Origin of the sequence: Streptomyces sp. NBC_01431 (assembly GCF_036231355.1) — a bacterium.
Lineage (GTDB): Bacteria > Actinomycetota > Actinomycetes > Streptomycetales > Streptomycetaceae > Streptomyces.
In genome coordinates this window covers 338,444-357,982 of record NZ_CP109496.1, presented here as the reverse complement: position 1 = coordinate 357,982, position 19,539 = coordinate 338,444, and the positions used below count along the sequence as shown (strand labels likewise).

Sequence of the window (19,539 nt, the reverse complement as noted above, 5' to 3'; positions counted from 1 at the left end):
TTCGACGGGCTGGGGGTGAGTGGTCGTCACTTCTCCTGCTCCCGTCGCTGGAGGACCTCACGGAGCTCGGCCAGCAGCTCGGCGTCGGCGTCGGAGCTGCCGGAACCGGACTCCGCGCCCACGGCGACCGGGACCCTGGCCTGCACCAGCCGCCGGCTGATCTCGGCGATGGTCTCGTCGTCGTACGCCTGCTCCTCCTCCGCGCCGGGGACATGCTCGTAGTCCTCGGCGGCCCGGAAGCCGACCGTCCTCTCGATGGCCTGGGCGATCAGCCAGGTCACGCCGAAGGAGAAGGCCCCACACACCACCACGCCGACGGCCTGGCGCCACAGCAGGTCGACGCCGCCGCCGTAGAACAGGCCCTTCTTGCCGCTCATCTGGAAGGTGGCGAACAGGCCGATACCCAGGACACCGACGATGCCGCCCCAGCCGTGCACGCCCACCACGTCGAGGGTGTCGTCGTAGCGCAGCTTGTACTTGAGGTTGATCGCGAACGCGCAGACCACGCCCGCGACAAAGCCGATCACCAGGGCGCCGATCGGCGAGACCTCACCACAGGCCGGGGTGATGGCGACCATTCCCGCGACGGCCGCCGACGCCACACCGAGCATCTCGACGTGGCCGAGCCGCCACTTCTCGATCAGCGGCCAGCCGACCATCGCGCCGCAGGCTGCGAGTTGAGTGTTGAGGAAGGCCATCGGCGCGCTGCCACCGGATTGCAGCGCGGAGCCGGCGTTGAAGCCGAACCAGCCGAACCACAGCAGCGCGAGACCGACAACGACCAGCGGCAGGTTGTGCGGTCGGATGGTCTCCCGGTCGAAGTCCTTGCGCTTGCGGACCACGATCGCCACAGCGAGGCCGGCCGCACCGGAGTTGATCTCCACCGGCATACCACCGGCGAAGTCCAGAGCGCCGAGGTGGGCGGTGACCCACCCGTCGGACGCGAACACCCAGTGCGCCATTGGCACATAGACGAAGAGGGTCCACGCCACGACGAACCACAGCCAGCCGCGCATGGTCGCGCGACCGGCGATGGAGCCGCTGATCAGGGCCACGGTGATGATGGCGAAGGCCATCTGGAAGCCGGAGAAGATGACGGTGGGGATGGAACCGTTCAGGCTGGTCATCCCGACGTCGTGCATCATCCAGTGGGCCGGGGAGCCGATCAGGCCCCAGCCGCCGACGTCCTTGCCGAACGCCAGGCTGTAACCGATCGCCAGCCACAGCAGGGTGACCAGGGCCAGGCAGACGAAGCTCATCTTGAGCATGACCAGCACGTGCTTGGTCTTGACCATGCCGCCGTAGAAGAAGGCGAGGCCGGGCGTCATCAGCAGCACCATGGCGGTACTCGCCATGAGCCACGCTGTGTTGCCCGTATCGAAAGTGGTGGGCATCCGAGTCTTTCCGTGTTGGGTCGCCGTGCTTGATCGGCACGGTGGCGGTCAGGCAAAGGAGTGTGAGGGGCGGCGTGCGCATCACCGGGGCCGGTATGCCGATCAGGACCCGGCGTACGGCATCAGGAGCCGGTGTACGGCTGCGGTAACCGTGGGGGAGTGGGTGCCACGACGCTGAGCTGGGCCCCGGGGTACTCGGTGGGCATGGTCGCCGTGGCGAGGACGTTGACCGAGTGAGCGGCGTTGACCACGGTGCGCTGGTGGCACCGTGAGTTGTGCGCGGCGGTGACCGCATGTGTGAGATCCCGGCCCACGGAGTTGGCGCGGAATGCGAGCCGATCGTCGGCGAGCGGGTCGAGGCTGTTGGCCTGGGCGCTCTCGTGCCCTTCGACCAGGACAAGGGCGGCGTGCCGGGGGTGCCACAGGCGGGATCGGGGAGTCGGTCTCATCTCTCAGGCGCCGATCGGATCACGACCAGGGCGCCGACAGGCCAGTGTGGCGACCACGTTGACGCAGAGCTTGTCGATCTCCAGTGGAGCGAGATTCATGGAGGCGCTCCTTCTGCGGGCGGGGAGACGTCCGCGCGTTGAGGTGGGCGGCATCCATTGAGGGAATATTCCGCATTACGGAAAGCTATTTCCGTTTGAGATGCAACGTAAGGGTGACCATGGGGTTCGTCAACGCATGACTTAAGGGCTTGGGCTTTTCTTTATCCATGGCCGCGAGCGAAAACGAGCTGGCCAACGGGCAGTTGATGGAAATCATCGGCTTCCACTTGATATGCGACGGTCAAGGATGGTTTGCCATTGACCGTGTACGTTCCGGCAAAGTCCCGGGCCGACGGGCAAGCACGGGCTGTGGCTGGCGATTTGACGAGGCCGTCCAGCCACGACGACAACGACGCTCTGCCGCAGCGGCTGGCATCCTCGGCCTGAGCACGGTGATGGCTCTTCTCCGGACAGAGGTGGGGTGTTGAGGCCGCGCTGTACGTATGGGTCTGGGGATCTGACGAACGGGGAGTGGCACCGGCTGGAGTCGTTCCTGCCTCCTGGCGAGGCTCGTGGGGGCCGGTGAAGTGATCAATGGGGTGCTCCACCGGGTCCGGACGGGCGTGCAGTGGAGGGGTCTACCGGAGCGGCTCGGGCCATGGTGGACCGTCCATGAACGCCATCGCCGCTGGTTCGCGAATGGAACGTGGACGATGCTGCTGGACCGGATCCAGGCCGCTGGGGAAGCCGCGGGTCAGATCGACTGGGACGTTTCGGTGGACTCGACAACGGCGCGGGCTCACCAGCACGCCGCCGGTGCGAGGAAGACACCGGCGGCCACTGACGCCCAACAGGGGGTCGGCCGGGGGACGAACCAGGTCGATCCGGTACGGCGGAAGCTGGCCGTCCGGCTGGAGGGAGTGGTCCGATCAGCGAGTGCCTGGGACGCTCCCGCGGCGGATTCACCGCCAAAATCCACCTCGCCGCCGACGGACGGTGCCGCCCCCTCACCCTCGTTCTGATGCCCGGACACTACGGCGACGACCCCCAGCTCATGCCCGTTCTGGAGCATGTCTGCGTGGCCGCTGGCGGCCGGCTTCGTGGACTTTGGCGTTCGTCCCCATGTGCGGACGTAGCGCACCGTCGCGTCGCGCGTATTGCGGCTAGATGCTTGATCCGCCGCCGGAGGCGTTGTTCCACCAGGCGCTGTAGGCGTTCAGCGAGTACCGCTTCTGCACGCCGCTGGTCGAGGTGATCTCAAGGCCGAACTGCATCGTCTCGAAGGTGGTGTTGCGCAGGAGGTTCTGCGACGCGGCCCATCGCCAGACCGCCGAGACGTCGATGGTGCCGGTGTTGCTCTGTTGGGCGGGGATGAGCTGCAGGACGTTCCAGCCGGGATTGGCCTGCCAGACCGACGAGTACAGGACGCCGCCGATGGTCACGTTGGACGCGATCTGCCGTCCCCAGCCGCCTGCCCTCCCGGACCAGCTGGTGAAGACCATGATCTCGTCCTGGTTGCCGGCCGACCAGATGTCGCTCGTCCAGTCCCAGTAGTCACTGCCGGCGACGGGAGCCGACGACGTGTTGTACCAGAAGCCCGCCGAGTTCAACTGTGACAGCGGCGTCTGGGGTTGGACTGAGGTGTTCGGGTAGGACTTGACCCCGCCGCCGGAGTGGTTGGCATCGACGTACCAGGACTTGATGCTGTTGACGGTCAGGCACTGCGTGCCGTGGTTTTCGCCCCAGATGTTGTTGTAGATCGTCCAGGTGCCCTGCGTGTACTGACCCCATTGGTCACAGGTGGAAGCCCCCTGGGCCTGTGCCGGCGACGCGAAGCTCAGGAACCCGGCGATCACGGCGACGATCAGGGCCAGCCGGCCGAACCCGGCCGACTTACTGCTGATGGATTTACGCGTTTGCCATCTCATGTGTCCCTCCAAGGACGGCGATGGGCGGTTCCGCGCCCCGGTCTGGTGGCGGACTCTGGCGCCGCGAGGTGTCGCTCACCGGCGAGTTCGGGCTCGGGGCGGCGCGACCCAGCCCCGTCCGAAGCGCTTGCGCAGTCGGCCGACTGATCGGCTAGACGGCCGGCCCTGCGCGAAGTGACTCCTTCCGCTGCTCGCAGTTGGAGTCCCCGCCGAAAGCGAGGCGGCCGAGACGGTCGATCAGCTGACGGGTTGACACCTTCGCTCTGTTCGCATGCGGTACTGCTCGCGATGGTGGGTGGCTCGTGTCGTCGAGGTGGCGCGCTCAAGAACTGCGGGAACGGTGCTCGGGCCCCTTACTTTCAAGCACCGGGATAGCTGGACTCGGTGAGGTAAAGATGTCGAAGCGCTTGCGTTTGCGTGGACAGTAATAATGAGGCACCTGAACAGCAAGGGTCTGCGCAGGAAAACATATTTCTTTCACCTGGGGGCAGGATTGTCGAAGCGCTTCGCATAACATCGGCCGCGCCCGCTACCTGGCCTTCTTGGAACTGCTGATGGCCCTGTGAATGGCGCGGCGTCCACGGAACCGTTCGGGTGTGCGTCTCACCCGGAGTGCCGCTCGATTGGCGAACCCCGGGGTTGCGTGTGCGGAGTCGCCGACTACGAGGCCACGCACGTGGTCAGCGTGGTGCGCGCGAGCCCGCGCAGCCAGGCGTGAGCGAGGTCGGTGTCGTAGCGCTGATGCCACGACAGGTAGACCGGTGCCGACGGCAGTTCGAGCGGGAGGGGGAGCAGGGCCAGGCCGAAGTCGGTGCCCTCGGAGCGCGTGGTGGCTTCGGGGACGCTGACCAGGAGGTCGGAGCCGCGCGCGAACTCCAGCGCGGCCGTTTCGGTGGGCGCGGTCGCCACCACACGGCGAGTGAGGCCGAGCCGGGCGAGGGCGTCATCGAGAGCGTTGCTGAGGTTTCCGCGTCGAGAGACGGTGACGTGCTCAGCCGCAGCGTATTGCTGTGCGGTGACGGCTGTGACGCGAGTGAGGGGATGCCCCTGTCTCACGGCGATGACCAGGCGGCTTTCGCCCACGTTCTCGGCCCGGATGTCCGGTGCACTCGGACGGTTGGCGTTCGCCTCCAGGTCGACCTCGCCGCGCCGCAACTCGGGGGTGTCGATGCTCGATTCCGCAATGAAGCGCAATCGCACCCCCGGCGCCTGTTCGCGTACCGCCGTGAGCAGTGCGGGGCCGCTCAATGCGACCAGGGAATCGTGCCAGCGGAGCGTGAAGGTGCGCTCCAACGTCGCCAGATCGAGGTCACGGCTCGGTGCCAGCACTCCCTGGACCTGGTGCAGAAGCTCGTGCACCTGTTCCCGGACGGCGATCGCATACGGCGTCGGCGTCATTGTTCGGCCGGTGCGCACCAGGATCTGATCCCCGGTCGTGCGCCGAATCCGGCCCAGGCTCCGGCTCATCGCGGGGGCTGTGACATGAAGCCGCGCGGCAGCACCGGCCACGCTGCCCTCCTCCAACAGCGCGTCGAGCGCGGTGAGGAGATTCAAATCCAATTGCATGCGAGTAACTCTAAGGGTTCCTGACATGCAGTTGAAGTTAATGGTGGTGCTGCATATCTTCGATCACGAGAGCGCACGACGGAACGCCCAGTTGGCTTGACCGGCCTCATCCCCCTCCTTAGACAGGAGCACCACCATGTCCGAATCGCTCCAGACCACCGACGTCGCCGCCACTGACGCCGACCTGCTCGCCCAGACCGCGTCCGCCCTGCGCGCAGCCGGCTCCGCGCTGCGCGAGCGCTTCGGCGACGTGGTCCACCACCCGAGTCGCGAAGAGCTGATGCGCGCGCTCGCCGCCAACGACGACGCCGCCCTCGACATCCTGCGCCCCCGCCTCACGCACCTGCGCCCGCAGGCCGGCTGGGTGGAGGACGAGCTCGACGGCGGGGCGCTGCCGCCCGGCGAATGGTGGGTCGTGGATCCGGCCGAAGGCAACGTCAACCACCTGCACGCCCTGCCGGATTGGGCGGTGACCGCCACCCTCGTGCGCGAGAACCAGCCCGTCCTCACCGCGGTCCACCTGCCGCTGACCGGCGAGACCTACACCGCGCTTGCCGGCGCGGGCGCCCACCTCGACGGCCGGCCGCTGCACGTCTCCCGAACCACGGACCTCGGCCTGAGCATCGTGGCCACCAGTCAGGCCCGGCCGGACGAGGACGAGAAGGTCGTGCGACGCGTCGGCTCCTCGATCACCGCGATGCTCTTCGACGCGCTCGTCGTCCGCACCGCCGTGCCCGCCACCCTGCACCTGATGAACGTTGCCGCCGGCCGGATCGACGCCTTCTGGCAGTTCGCCGGCGCCCGAGCGGACCTGCTTCCCGGAGTGCTGCTCGTCACCGAGGCCGGCGGACGGATCTCCGACGCCCAGGGCCGCCCCTGGACGCCGCAGAGCGAGAGCTTCCTGGCCACCGCGCCCGGCATCCACGCCCAGGCCGTCGCCACGCTTTCGCGCTGACCGCGCACACCACCACTCACCCGTACGGAAGGACCACACGTCATGACCACGATCGCAGTTCTCGGAAACGGCCGCGTCGGCGGCAACCTGACCACGGCTCTCACCCGGGCTGGACATGAAGTGACGGTGGCGGACCGCTCGCCCGGCGCCGCCACCGGCGCTACCCGGGCAGCCGAGGTCGTCATCAACGCCACCCCGGGCGCCGGTTCGCTGGACCGGCTCGTCGCCCTGCGCGAGGAACTACGGGACAAGATCCTCATTGACGTCTCCAACGCCACCGTCGATGGACCGGACGGACTGCCCGCCGACCTGATCTACCCGGGCTCAAGCCTCGCCGAGCAACTCCAGGAAGCGCTCCCCGAAACGCGCGTCGTCAAGACGCTCAACACCATGCTCTTCCCGGTGATGACCGCACCGGCCGCACTCACTCAGCCGCCGACCGCGTTCCTCTCCGGCGAGGACACACAGGCCAAGCAGACCGTCCGCGAACTGCTCACCGACCTCGGCTGGCGCACGGAATGGATCACCGACCTCGGCGGGATCCGGACCGCCCGCGCCACGGAGGCCGCAATACTCTTCGTACCGCACGTGATTCGGTCCAGCGGGTTCGCGCCCTTCGCGATCTCGATCGCCCGCTGATCCGCACAGCGCAGCGAGGGCCACGCACAGGAAACCCCTCTCCCGCAACCGGCGGGAGAGGGGTCCAGAGGGCGTACCGGTGACGTCACACGTCAGTCTGGTGTCAGGAGACGGTCACGTCGTCGTAGTAGGTGTACGTCTCGTCACCCGCGTAGTCGTCGTCCTTGCTGGTGAGCGTGAGGGTGTAGCTGTGGCCCGCGGTCAGGGAGCCGGAGACGGCCTTCCAACCGGCGCCGTTGGTGCAGGTCTTGGGCAGGACGGTCGTGGTGGTGCCGGTCGTGTTGTCCTTCAGCGTGGCGGTGGCCCAGTCATAGGCGACGGTGTCGGGGCAGGTCATGTCGTAGGCGAAGGAGACCTTGGAGCTGCCGGTCGGCGCGGTGAAGGTCTGGGCGATGGAGGAGGTGTTGGTCGGGCTGGACGAGCCGACCAACGCGCCGTAGCTGCCGGTGTGGGCGGCGTCGGTGGTGGCGGTGGCGGAACCGGTGGAGGTCCAGCCGCTTAGGGTGCCTGCTTCGAAGGTGCCGTTGGTCAGTGCGCTGCCGCCGCTGGTGCTCCCACTGGTGGCGAAGGCCGTGGTGCCGTTCGGGGTGCCGAGACCGGTCGGGCCGTCGTAGCCGGAGCCGGCGGTGCACAGGTAGCTCGGCGAGCAGGTGCCGTTGCTGCCCACGGTGACGTCGTTGAGCGCGCTGGTGTGCGCGTACGGGTACTTCGACGGGTAGTCGCCGGTGCCGGGCGTGCCGGCCAGCGCGTAGACGCCGGCGATGATCGGCGCGGCGGCGCTGGTGCCGCCGTACACGTTCCAGCCGCTGGCCTGGTAGCTGTCGTACACCGCGACACCGGTGGCCGGGTCGGCGACGGCCGACACGTCGGAGATGGCGCGCTTCGAGCAGCCGCTGTCGGTCTGCCAGCTGGGCTTGGGGTCATACGCCGAGCAGCCGGAGCCGGTGCCCTCGGTGCTGTTGGTGTGCCACACCGACTCGGACCAGCCACGGGCGCTGGAGTCCCGCTTCAGGGCAGTGCCACCGACCGAGGTCACGTACTGGGAGGCCGCCGGGTACTCGGCGCCGTATGCGGAGTCGCCCGCCGATACGGTGATCGCCACCCCGGGGTGCTTGAAGTACTGGTTGTCCGCGGTGAGGTCGGAGGAGTCCTCAGAGCCGCCGTAGCTGTTGGACACGTACTTGGCTCCCTGGGCGACGGCGGTGTTGACCGCGGTGCCCAGGTCGCTCATGTTGGCCGTGCTGGACTCGACCAGCAGGATGTGGGCGTTGGGGGCGACCGCCGAGACCATGTCGAGGTCCAGGGAGATCTCACCCGCCCAACCGGCGTCTGCCGTCGGGTAGTTGGTGCCGCCATTCTGGTCGATCTTGCTGAAGCAGCCGTTGGCCGTGGTGCAGGCGGGCAGGCCGTACTGGCTGCGGTAGGCGGCCAGGTCGGACTCGGCGTTGGGGTCGTCCTGGGCGTCGACGATGGCGATCGTCGCACCTGCACCCCCGTTCGCGGGCAGGTTGTAGGCGCTCAGCAGGTCGGACGGGCCGTAGCCGGACGGCACGGCTAGCGGCGAGACCGCGTTGACCGTGAGCGCGTGCGGCTGGACGATGTCGGTGCGGGCGAGTGCCTTGCAGGCCATCAGCCGGTGCTTGGTGGGCTGCGAGCAGAGCCGTTTGACGTGCGGGGTGGTCGAGGCCGACGCGTCGGCGGCCTGGACCGAACCGGCTGCGACCAGGCCGGTGGTGGCGAAGGCCAGCGAGACGAGCCCGGTCAGGGCGGTCCGCTGCGCGGCTCTTGATATATGGGGGATACCCATGGGTGGGGGGCCTCTCTCGTACCGGTCACCGCGCGTCGGTCGACGCCTGTGACCGTTTCGGCTGGACAGTGGCGAACGACATACCGGGCCACGGCCGAAACAGACACTCCACCCCGCCGAAATATCAGCGTGAAGAGAGCAGCGAAAAGCGGCACCGCGATTGCGCAGGGGATTCCCCTGGGCGTGCGGTGGTCATTTCGCGGGGAATTACTCTCTCCGCAGACAGGGAAGTGAGCCCCCGGACCGAAACGCGAACCCCGTTTATCTAACGAACTGTCACCACGGGTTGTGGTGGCACGTTCGCTGGGCGGAAGCAAAGCAGACTTGACGAGCACCGGTCAACAGTGTGACCTCGGGTTCGTCCCCTCAACTCGTTACGGGAACGTGAACAGGACGGACAGATCAGGGCCAGAGCCGGTAAATGTCCAGCAGGTCGTTGCCCGCGACTGGACGGGAATTGGCCTGTACCTGAACCGGTAAACAGAAATGCATGGGATGATCTTGACCACTCGTTGACCGGAGCGTCGAAGCCGACCGCTCAACTGCTTTGAACCGTAAGGGCAGTTGGAGCCCCGCTTTGCCGGAATTCGGACGGAAGGCGTCAAGTCCTTCAGCCGCCCGCGACACCCAACTTCGCGCTTTCAGTTCGAGCGGCTTGATGGCATTGGCCGCCAACTTGTGGGAGTCCGGGCGGATTTCGTAGGTTTGGCATGTCGAACGACTCGGGCGAGGGCTGGGCATCCCTAAGCGGTTGGCCCCGGGAGTTCTTCGGGGGTTGACTCCAAGTTCCCTGTCGTTCCTGCTGTCTTGTCAGGTGCAAGGGTGGTGAGGTGGCGTGCCAGGCGCAGTTGAGGTCCTCTTCCCGGAACCGGCGAAACTGCCCGTGGGCGGCAGGGAGCCTTCGTAGCGGTCGCTGCTGCCACGGAATTCACGAGTAGCGTTCGAAGAGGGCCAGGAGTGCTCCTCGGGCCTGCTGGTCAACAGGGCAGGGGTCAGATCCGGGCGGCCCAGTTCGCGCCAGGGGACGGCGCGCGCCTTCTGCATCTGCCCTGCGTTCTTATCTGCGAGCCGCCCCTTCAGCGGCGGCATATCGTCCGGAGCGTACTGCGCCGCCGCCTCTCGATGCAGGCCATCGCCGACCGGCCCCGGTACTCCTACTGCACCGTGCGCAGCCCAACAGGTCGTGCTCAACCCCAGGGTGGCAACCCATGGACGGGATCCAACCGCTCATGCTGTCCCCTGACCAGCAAGCGACACCTCGCGCGGATGCAACGAGGCTTGGGGCGTCGTGGCTCTGGAGGGCGAGCGGCGAGGTCGTGTAACAGCTGTTCATGCGGGGCGGGTTGACTCGGAGCGGGCGCAGGGCGTCGATTCGTTCGACGGCCCGGGTCTAGCGCCGCTTGCGCAATTAGGCAAGTGTTTCCAGTATGCTGCGGAGGCGCACCGTGTTCGTCTGAGCCACTGTTGGCGAGGGCGGGCCGTGTGGTGCGAGCGCCGCCGACTGTTGGTGTCAGTGGCGATGGTGAGCGCTGGGTGCTCGTGAGCGGGGGGAGGCGGGATGGACAGTAGTCCGGGCCATAGTCGGTCCTTCCTGTTGTGTTCTTCGCCGTCACTCCGCGGCATCAGGTAACCGCTGCTCTGCGTGGTCCCGTCCGAGCGCCGCTCTTGGGGGCCCGGGAACGTGTGTGGTGTCTCCTGGTGCCGCCCATGTCCCGCCGTGGCGGGTACAGGGAGCTCGCCTTGTCTGCAAACCATCTCCGCATGACCACATCCGCCCTTCTGCGCGACCGTCGCGTCAAGCTCGCACGGCGTGCCACCGCCGCCAGAGCGGTGCGTGGCTCGCTGGTATCGGTAGCAGGTCTGGTCGGGGGTCCGGTCACCAACCAGGCAGGCGACGATGTCGGGCGGGTGGTCGACGTGGTGGCCCGTTTGTACGGTACGGACCCCTACCCGCCGGTGACCGGTCTGGTCATCCGTGTTGGACGGCGACGCGCCTTCCTGCAGGTTGATGCCGTTGAACAGGTGGCCGCCGGGCGGGTCGGTCTGCGGACGGCACGGATGGACCTGCGTGAGTACAAGCGTCGCCCCGGTGAGGTGCTGCTTGCCCGCGACGTGCTCGACCACCAACTGGTGGACGTGGACGGTGTCCAGGTCACCCGCGCCGCTGATCTGTATCTGGCACCGCTGGCCGAACGCATCGTGCTGGTGGGCGTAGATGTCTCGCTGCCCACGCTGCTACGCAGGCTGGGACCGCGGCGCTGGCAGGCTCGGCCCACCCCCGAGCGGGTACTGGACTGGCAGTCGGTGGCCCCGTTCGCGGAACACGCCACTGAAGGGCCGGCCGAGGTCAGCCTTCGCGGCACGCGCTCCTCGCTGCACCAGCTCAGGCCGGCGGACCTGGCCGACGTACTGGAGGATCTTGGCCGCGCGGAACGCCAACAGTTGCTGGCCTGGCTTGAGCCCGCTCACGCTGCCGATGCGCTGGAGGAGATGGAGCCCGGTGAGCTGGAGAACCTTCTCCGTGAGGCGGGCCCTTCCTATGCCGCACAGATGCTGGGCGAAATGGAACCCGACGAGGCCGTCGACGCGCTGCGTGACCTCGGCGCAAGCGAGCGCACGAACCTCCTGGACCGCATGGCCCCGGGACAGGCGACCGGCCTGCGCGGGCTGCTGGCCCGCCCCGAGGGCACCGCGGGCGGCGCCATGACCACGCGGCTTGTCACCGCCCTGCGTGAGCACAGCATCGCCCAAGTCCGCGGCCAGCTCGCCGAACTGGCCGAGCACCGCACCGAGATCGACGCCGTGGCCGTCGTCGACACCGACGGACGGCTCATCGCGGACATCCCGCTGTTCCACCTCACTGTCGCCGACGACTCCTCGACCATGGGTGACGCGGTGGACTGGCTCGCCCAGTTCGGACCGCAGATCGCTGTGCCTCCCGGCACCCCCGTCGACGAGGTCGCCGACCACCTGCTCTCCTCCCGCGCCTCCTCTCTCCTGGTCGTCGACGAGAACGAGAGACCGTTGGGACGCATGCTTGCCGACGACATCCTCGACGCGCTCCTACCCGAGCGCGGGCGCCGCCACTTCCGGAGGTTCTTGCAGTGACCAGCGACGCAGACACCCTGGCGGACGTCGCTCCTCGGAGCACGGTGCAACCGACATCCCGCAGGGGCTGGCGGAAGATTGTCGCCGTGTCGGCGGTCGCCGGCCCGGGGCTGGTGGCCGCCAACGCCGGCAACGACGCGGCCGGCATCGCCACCTACGCCTCGGCCGGCTCCCAGTTCGTCTACGGCACTCTGTTCTTCATGGTGCTGGTCACGATCGCCCTGGTCATGGTCCAGGAGATGGCGGTTCGGCTCGGCGCACACACCGGCAAAGGCCTGGGGGCCTTGATCCGCGAACAGTTCAGCCTGCGTCTGACCGCACTCGCCCTGTTCTGCCTGCTACTGGCCAATACCGGCCTCGTCGTTTCTGAATTCGCCGGGATCGGCGCCGCCTTCGAACTCCTCGGCGTACCCAAGTGGGCCGTCATCCCTCCAGCCGCGCTGCTGCTGTGGGCCCTCGTGCTTTTCGGCTCCTACCGCTGGGCCGAGCGCATCTTCCTCATCATGTCGCTGGCCTTCTTCGCCTATCCCGTAGCCATGGTCCTGGGCCACCCCGACTGGGGCCAGGTCAGCTCCCACCTGGCGATCCCGCACATGGAGGGCAGCCAGGCGTTCATCCTGCTCGCGGTCGCGCTGATCGGTACCACCGTCAGTCCCTACATGCAGTTCTACGCGGCCGCCGGAGTCGTGGACCGCGGCGCGAAGCCCGAGGACTACAAACTGATCCGTGCCGATGCGGTCCTGGGCGCGGTCTTCGCCTGCCTCATCAGCCTGACCATCATCATCGCCACCGCGTCCGTCATCGGCGGCAAGGGCCCCCTGCAATCCGCCGCCCAAGCCGCCCAAGCACTCGAACCCGTCGCGGGACAAGGCGCGGAACTCCTCTTCGCGTTCGGCCTGATCGGCGCGTCCGCCCTGGCCGGAGCCGTAGTTCCGCTGTCAGCCAGCTACGCGATCGGTGAAGCCGCCGGGGTGGAGCGCTCCGTCTCCCGACGCTTCCGTGACGCACCCCTGTTCCTGGGCCTGTTCACCGCGCAGATCATCCTCGGCGCCGCCGTCGCCCTCACCCCCGTCAACGTCATCCAGCTCCTCATCGGCACCCAAGTACTTCAGGGGCTGATCAGCCCCATCGTCCTGGTCTACCTACTGGTCCTGACCAACCGCCGTTCCGTACTCGGCTCCGCAGTCAACGGACCGCGCTACCGCATCGCCGCTGCGCTCGTCGTTCTCGCCGTAGCCGCCATGTCCACCATCCTGCTCATCCAGACGATCGCGAGCTGGTTCGGCTGGGCTTGACCCCGGACCACCAGCACGACAGGGCGCCCTGGCTGAGCGGCGCGCCATAACCGGAGGGCGAAACTACCCGCGCCGGGTGGAGCAGCCCGGTAGCTCGCCGGGCTCGTAACTCAGAGCTCGCGGGGGTTCACATCCTGTCCCCGGCTGCTGTCCATGCGTGAGAGCCAGGCCGTGAGGAGTGATTCGAGCGTCTCGGCCTCAGCGGGAGTCAGCAGATCCAGTAGGTAGCGTTCATTGCGCATGTGGTCGGTGAACGCCCGGTCGATCAGTTCACGTCCGGGGCGGGTGAGGGCGACGATCCGGCCGCGTTGGTCGTTGTCGGAGCGGCGGCGAGTGACGAGTCCGGCCTGCTCCAGGCGGTCGATCCTCTTCGTCATCGCGCCTGTCGTGACCATGGTGTGCGCGGCGAGTTCGCCGGGTGCCCGTTCGTAGGGATCGCCCGCGCGGCGCAGCGCGCACAGGACGTCGAACTCTCCCTCGCTCAGGCCGTAGCGGCGGTAGACGAGGCAGAGTTCCTCGGTGAGCTGGTCCGCCAGGCGGTGCAGTCGGCCGATCACTCCCTGGGGGGAGACGTCGACGTCAGGCCGTTCGCGGCGCCAGTCGGTCTGGATGCGGGCCACGCGGTCCAACGGTTCCCAGTCTTCCATGGAGCCCATGATAGCTTCCCGAGAAGCTATATTGTCTTCCATGGAAGCTAATATGCGTTGGGTGGTGCTGACCGCGGTCGCGCCGGTGGCATGGGGGACCAACTACTTCGTCACGCACGAGTTCCTCCCCGCGGGAAGCCCGCTGTACGGAGCTGCTCTGCGGGCGCTGCCCGCCGGCCTCGTCCTGCTGGCTCTGTGCAGGCAACGGCCGCGTGGCGCGTGGTGGTGGCGATCGGCGGTGCTCGGGCTGCTCAATGTGGGTGTGTTCTTCGTGCTCGTCTACGTTGCGTCTCAGCTGCTCCCCACGAGCATCGCCTCGACCGTCATGGCGGTGTCCCCGCTGACGATGATGCTCATCGCCTGGCCCGTCGTGTCCGAGCGGCCCCGGGCCGCCCACCTGGCCGGTGCCGCGATCGGGGTCGCAGGAGTGTGTCTCATGCTGCTCACGGGAGCGGACGGGGTGAGCGTGCCGGGAATCCTCGCTTCTGCCGCCGCCATGCTGGTGTCGTCCTTCGGCCACATCCTGGCCAAACGATGGAGCTCCGACGCTGACGTGCTCGCCTCGACCGCCTGGCAACTCACTGCCGGAGGTCTGTTCCTGCTCCCGGCCGCCGCCGCCATGGAGGGCCCTCCGCCCGCGCTCTCCGCGTCGGCGCTGACCGCGTTCGTCTACGTCGCCCTGGTCGCCACCGCGCTGGCCTTCGCCGCCTGGTTCACGGGGCTGCGGCACCTGCCCGCGGGCACAGTGGGTCTGATCGGACTGCTCAACCCCGTCACGGGCGTGCTGCTCGGCACAGCACTCGCCGCAGAGGTTCTGACCGCCCAACAGCTGTGCGGACTGGGCCTGGTCCTGACGGGAGTTGTCCTTGGCCGGCCCGCACGCGCGAGCCGACGCGGCAGCAGCCGGCCACCTGCCCCTCCCGTCTCCGACGAGTGCCCCGCGCCAACGCCCTCTGCCTGCGGTCCCCGGTAAGGACGCCGGGGGCTCCCGGAAGTGCTGTCAACTTCAGGCGCTGCGGCAGGAGGCGTGTACGAGTCGAGTCCCGTCATCACCCCATCGAGACCTGGACTCCCGTGATGAACGAGGTAGTCTCCCCGCTAGCCCTGACTGCGCGTCACTTTCCGCTTGTCCTGCCCGGTGTGGCAATCGGGGACATAGCCGGTGGCAAGTACGGGCTGGACGAACAGGCGCATCGTGGCGGTGTACGACCGCGTCGAGCGCGACGGCAAGCCGGTGATCGTATGCAGTACGTGCCGGGCACCTCTCTGGCGAACGTCTTGAAGGCCGAGCCGGACTCCTCACGCGCCACCGCGACCGACACCGCGTCTTCTGCCGACGCTCCGTCAAAGCCGCCCAACTACTCACCTGAGCCGCCGGGCCAACGGGATGAAACTGCGACGCAGCAACGGCACTGCTGACCGAGCGTCCGCGCGCGCCGCTGTTCGCTCTCCCTACACACCGACCCGCTGGCGGGCTGACGCCCGGCCCTGGCGGCGGCTGCGGTGGCGGCCCGCCGAGTGCCGGTGCTGGGCCTGGACCTGCGGGCTGCCGGAGGGCCAGGCGGCGACAGGGTTGCCCAGCCAGTGGGTGCCGCCCGGGAGTTCCTCGCCGCGCATCACCAGGGAATGGGCGCCGACCGTGGCGGCCGTCCCGAGGAGGGAGCCGGGCAGCGCGATCGAGTGCGGGCCGAGGGTGGCACCCTCCTGCAGGTGGACGGTGTCCAGCCGCATCACGCGGTCGTGGAACAGGTGGGTCTGCAGCACCGTGCCCCGGTTCACGCTCACGCCGTCCCCCAGCGTTATCAGGTCGGTCTCCGGCAGCCAGTGCGTCTCGCACCATACGCCGCGGCCAATCTTCACGCCCAGGCTGCGCAGCCAGATGTTCAGGAACGGTGTGCCGATCAGTGTGCTGCCGAGCCAGGGCATCGCGACTTCCTCGACGAAGACGTCGTACAGCTCGTTGCGCCACACGAAGCTGGACCACAGCGGGTGCTCGGCCACCTTGAACCGGCCCACCAGCAGCCACTTGGCCAGCGTTGTCATCGCGCAGGCGACCACGCCGAGCCCGATGAGGATCAGCCCGCCGACGGCCACCGCGGCCGTCAAGCCGAAACGGTCCACCACGTCCTGCAGCGCGCCGAAGGCGACATCGCCGAGTAGCGCGGTGCAGACGATTGGCAGGAAGCGGCACAGCTCGACCACGGCACGGGCCAGCATCAGCCGGGGGAGCGGGTCGTAGGTACGGCTCGGGTCGCCGCCGTCGGCGACCCGGGGGAGCGCGATGGCGGGCCGGCCGAGCCAGGACGAGCCGGGCTCGGACCGCTCGGGGGCGTCTGCGAGCACACCGACCAGGGCGTTGTCGGGCAGTTCGCGGCCCGGTCCGACGATGCCGGAGTTGCCGACGAAGGACCGGCGGCCGACCCGGGAGGCGCCGATCCGCAGCCACCCGCCCCGCACCTCGTACGGCGCGATCAGGGTGTCGTCGGCGAGGAAGGCGCCGTCGTCCACCCGCATCAGCTTGGGGATGGTCAGCACGGTGGACGCTTCCACCCGGCGGCCGACCTTTGCGCCCAGCAGGCGCAGCCAGACCGGGGTGAACAGGCTGGCGTAGTACGGGAAGAGGGTGCCGCGCGCGCCGTTCATCAGGCTGGAGACGATCCAGGTGCACCAGGCGACCTTGCCGTGCGCCGGGTGGTAGCCGGGCTTGATCGGCACGCTGAACAGCCGGACCACCAGGATCAGCAGCAGCGAGTAGGTGGCCAACGAGACCAGCACCAGAAGCGGCGTGGCCACGATCATCTGGACGATCGCGGGGATGAGCGTCTTGTCGGTGTCGATCAGCGGGTACAGCAGCAGGAGCGACGGCACAGCGGCGATCAGCGGCAGCAGGCCGAGGCCGAGCAGCGCGGCGCCGTACATCAGGTCCCAGAAGCGGGAGCGTCGGTGGTCCGGCGCGGGCCAGCCGTTCGCGGGGCGGCCCGACGGCCGGGCGGGGGAGCCGTGCCAGTATTCGCCGTCGGCGACCGGGTCGAGCACCGAGCTGCCCGGGGCGACCTCGGCCCAGGCGCCCACCTTGGCGCCCGGCAGCAGCGTGGAGCGGGTGCCGACCCGGGACTCCGGGCCGACCTCCAGCGCGCCGAGGTGCAGGATGTCGCCGTCCAGCCAGTATCCGGTGATGTCGACCTCCGGCTCGATCGAGCAGCCGGCGCCGAGCTTGACCAGGCCGGTCACCGAGGGCATCGAGTGCAAGTCGACGTTCTTGCCGACCCGGCAGCCGAGCACCCGGGCGTAGCGTCCGGCCCAGGGAGTACCCATCAGGGAGGCGACGTTGAACATCGTGACCACCCGCTCGGCGGTCCAGATCCGCAGGTGCACCGAGCCGCCGCGCGGGTAGCTGCCCGGCTTCATGCCGGCCGTCAGCGTCCGGGCCGCGCCGGCGCCGATCACCAAGCGGGCGGGGGCACTGGACAGCAGGAACCAGCCGGCCAGGATCACCCACCAGGACGTGTGCGGCGCCCAGCGCAGGGTGCCGAAGGTCAGGTTGTCCAGGGCCGCAAGGCCGATCACCCAGCGCAGGCTGCTGATCGTGTAGAGGACGGCGAGAACCAGGAACTGGATCACGCCAACCCGGCGCGGGGTCGGACGCACCCTTCTTTCCTGCCGGGTCGGTCCGCTGAGGTCGTCCAGCTTGGCGGCGAGGCCGAGCAGCCCGGGGTGGGCGTAGACATCCGCGACGGAGATGCCAGGGCAGCGGGTGCGCAGCACCGAGACCAGCTTGGCGGCGGCCAGGCTGGTGCCGCCGAGCGCGAAGAAGTCGCCGTCGGCGCCGACCGGAATGCCGAGCAGGGCCTCCCACTGCTCGGCCAGCCAGCCGGCCGTGCCCGTCGGGCGCGGGCCCGCCGCGGAGGGGTCCGGGCCGGAGGTGGCCAGCGGCCAGGGCAGCGCGTTGCGGTCGACCTTGCCGGAGGTCTTGGTCGGCAGCCCGTCTACGGTGGCCAGCACCGGGACCAGCGCCTGCGGCAGCCGCTCCAGCAGCAAGGCGCGGGCGGCGGGGGGGTCGAACGGCGCGCCTGGGTGCAGCACCAGGTAGCCGACCAGCAGCTCGCCGCCGGCCGGAGTCTTGCGGACGGCTGCGGCGGCGGCACGTACGCCCGGCAGAGCCTGGAGCGCCGCGTCCACCTCGCCGAGTTCGATCCGGCGGCCGGACAGCTTGACCTGCTCGTCGGCGCGGCCGACGAAGATCAGGCCGTCGGGCTCTGCGCGGACCAGGTCGCCGCTGCGGTAGATGCGCGGGCTGTGCAGATAGGGGTTGCTGCCGTACTTCTCGGCGTCCTTGGCCGGGTCCAGGTAGCGGGCGGTGCCGACGCCGCCGATCACCAGCTCGCCGGTGCCGCCCCAGGCCACCGGGTGGCCCTGCTCGTCCATGACGGCGATCTCCCAGCCGTCCAGCGGGGCGCCGATGCGGACCGGCTGGCCCGGGAACATCTGGGCGGCGGTGGCGACGACGGTGGTCTCGGTCGGGCCGTAGGTGTTCCAGAACTCGCGATGCGGCGAGGCAATACGTTCCACCAGGTCGGGCGGGCAGGACTCGCCGCCGACGATGACCAGGCGGACCCGCTCCAGGCACTCCACCGGCCACAGCGCGAGCAGGGTGGGCACGGTGGAGATCACGGTGATCCCGCGCTCGACCAGCCAGGGGCCGAGGTCGGTGCCGGTCTTGACCAGCGATCGCGGCGCGGGCACCAGGCAGGCGGCGTGCCGCCAGGCCAGCCACATCTCCTCGCAGGAGGCGTCGAAGGCGACGGACAGGCCGGCCAGCACCCGGTCGCCCGGTCCGACCGGGGCGCCCTGGAGGAATATCCGGGCCTCGGCGTCCACGAAGGCCGCGGCGCCGCGATGGCTGACCGCGACGCCCTTGGGCCGTCCGGTGGTGCCGGAGGTGAAGATGATCCAGCAGTCGTCGTCCGGGGCAGGCCAGGAAGGCCGCCCGCCGGGGCGCACGGTCGGGCTCGGCGTGATGCTCCGGCCGGCGCCGAGCACCACGCAGACCTGCGCGTCCTCCCAGATCATCGCGGCCCGCTCGTCGGGGTCGTCGGCGTCCACCGGCACGTACGCGGCGCCGACCCGCAGCACGGCCAGGATGGCGACGTACAGGTCCGAGGTGCCCGACGGCACCCGGACGCCGACCCGGTCGCCGTTGCCGACCCCGTACGCCGCGAGCCGCGTGGCGAACTCGTTCACCTCGTGCATCAGCGTCCGGTAGTCGAGCACGGTGCCGCCCGCGTCCAGGGCGGGGGCATGCGGGTACGCCTCGGCGGAGGTCACCAGGATGTCGAGCAGGGTCCGGACGGGAGGAGCGGAAGCGACGGGCCAGATCGCGCCAGCGGCCAAACCACGGTTCTCGATGACGTCCATCAGTCTTTTCTTGCTGGTCTGCGACTCGGGAGATGGCGCGGAACTCGTGGTGCCGCAGCCAAGGGGCAGGACGCACATCGAACGTTTGACCGCGTTGGCGTCGATCCTCTGCCGAGGCTAACGGACGCCGCCGGCGAGATTACGCCGAGTAGGGGCTCTTCATCGAACTCTCATATGAAGGTTTTCTGTCCGTCCGGCGTTGTTTTTGTGGGCTCCTCGGAGGTCAGGAACCACTACACCTACGGTGATGAGCCTAATTCGAGCCACTGGGCCGGGCCGGCGACTCGCCGAACGCGG

12 protein-coding genes and 1 pseudogene are annotated in these 19,539 nt (G+C 68.8%); 6 read left to right on the top strand and 7 right to left on the bottom strand.

The features are described 5' to 3' along the window. Positions 1-26 precede the first annotated feature (26 nt). Both OG522_RS01860 and OG522_RS01855 read right to left on the bottom strand, forming a co-directional pair. Positions 27-1,394 (bottom strand): ammonium transporter, encoded by a 1,368-nt coding sequence (locus OG522_RS01860; protein ID WP_329461137.1) that lies wholly within the window; start codon positions 1,392-1,394, stop codon positions 27-29. 122 nt (positions 1,395-1,516) lie between these two features. Then, the gene (locus OG522_RS01855) at positions 1,517-1,843 is read right to left on the bottom strand and encodes a hypothetical protein (protein ID WP_329461136.1); all 327 of its coding nucleotides are present in this window, start codon (positions 1,841-1,843) and stop codon (positions 1,517-1,519) included. A 523-nt stretch (positions 1,844-2,366) separates the two neighbouring features. Here OG522_RS01855 and OG522_RS01850 point away from each other — a divergent pair. After that, positions 2,367-2,984 (top strand): annotated as a pseudogene (locus OG522_RS01850) (IS5 family transposase); the annotation flags it as partial. 61 nt (positions 2,985-3,045) lie between these two features. Here the strand turns inward: OG522_RS01850 and OG522_RS01845 are convergent. Together OG522_RS01845 and OG522_RS01840 are read right to left on the bottom strand one after the other, a co-directional pair. Beyond that, on the bottom strand, positions 3,046-3,810 hold the full coding sequence (locus OG522_RS01845; RefSeq protein ID WP_329461135.1) for a hypothetical protein: 765 nt from the start codon (positions 3,808-3,810) through the stop codon (positions 3,046-3,048). A gap of 660 nt (positions 3,811-4,470) precedes the next feature. Next, entirely contained in the window at positions 4,471-5,376 is a 906-nt protein-coding gene (locus tag OG522_RS01840; RefSeq protein WP_329461134.1) for a LysR family transcriptional regulator, read from the bottom strand. 136 nt (positions 5,377-5,512) lie between these two features. Between OG522_RS01840 and OG522_RS01835 the strand changes: the two genes are divergently transcribed. Both OG522_RS01835 and OG522_RS01830 read left to right on the top strand, forming a co-directional pair. Next, positions 5,513-6,331, top strand: coding sequence for an inositol monophosphatase family protein (locus OG522_RS01835; RefSeq protein WP_329461133.1), 819 nt, complete (start codon positions 5,513-5,515; stop codon positions 6,329-6,331). Between the two features lie 42 nt (positions 6,332-6,373). After that, a complete protein-coding gene (locus OG522_RS01830; protein WP_329461132.1) occupies positions 6,374-6,970 on the top strand; it encodes an NADPH-dependent F420 reductase in 597 nt (198 codons plus the stop codon). A gap of 103 nt (positions 6,971-7,073) precedes the next feature. On the opposite strand, the gene OG522_RS01825 is transcribed toward OG522_RS01830, so the two are convergent. Continuing rightward, positions 7,074-8,777 (bottom strand): S53 family peptidase, encoded by a 1,704-nt coding sequence (locus OG522_RS01825; RefSeq protein ID WP_329461131.1) that lies wholly within the window; start codon positions 8,775-8,777, stop codon positions 7,074-7,076. Positions 8,778-10,538: 1,761 nt separating this feature from the next. Here OG522_RS01825 and OG522_RS01820 point away from each other — a divergent pair. Next, complete coding sequence (locus tag OG522_RS01820) at positions 10,539-11,885, top strand: magnesium transporter MgtE N-terminal domain-containing protein (RefSeq protein WP_329461130.1); 1,347 nt, start codon at positions 10,539-10,541, stop codon at positions 11,883-11,885. A gap of 86 nt (positions 11,886-11,971) precedes the next feature. Then, positions 11,972-13,180 (top strand): NRAMP family divalent metal transporter, encoded by a 1,209-nt coding sequence (locus OG522_RS01815; protein WP_329461129.1) that lies wholly within the window; start codon positions 11,972-11,974, stop codon positions 13,178-13,180. A 110-nt stretch (positions 13,181-13,290) separates the two neighbouring features. Here OG522_RS01815 and OG522_RS01810 read toward each other — a convergent pair whose 3' ends face one another. After that, a complete protein-coding gene (locus OG522_RS01810) occupies positions 13,291-13,827 on the bottom strand; it encodes a MarR family winged helix-turn-helix transcriptional regulator (RefSeq protein ID WP_329461128.1) in 537 nt (178 codons plus the stop codon). Positions 13,828-13,879: 52 nt separating this feature from the next. Between OG522_RS01810 and OG522_RS01805 the strand changes: the two genes are divergently transcribed. Then, positions 13,880-14,800, top strand: a complete 921-nt coding sequence (locus OG522_RS01805; RefSeq protein ID WP_443074813.1) for an EamA family transporter — start codon at positions 13,880-13,882, stop codon at positions 14,798-14,800. Positions 14,801-15,279: 479 nt separating this feature from the next. On the opposite strand, the gene OG522_RS01800 is transcribed toward OG522_RS01805, so the two are convergent. Next, entirely contained in the window at positions 15,280-19,242 is a 3,963-nt protein-coding gene (locus OG522_RS01800) for a Pls/PosA family non-ribosomal peptide synthetase (RefSeq protein ID WP_329461126.1), read from the bottom strand. Positions 19,243-19,539: the final 297 nt, after the last annotated feature.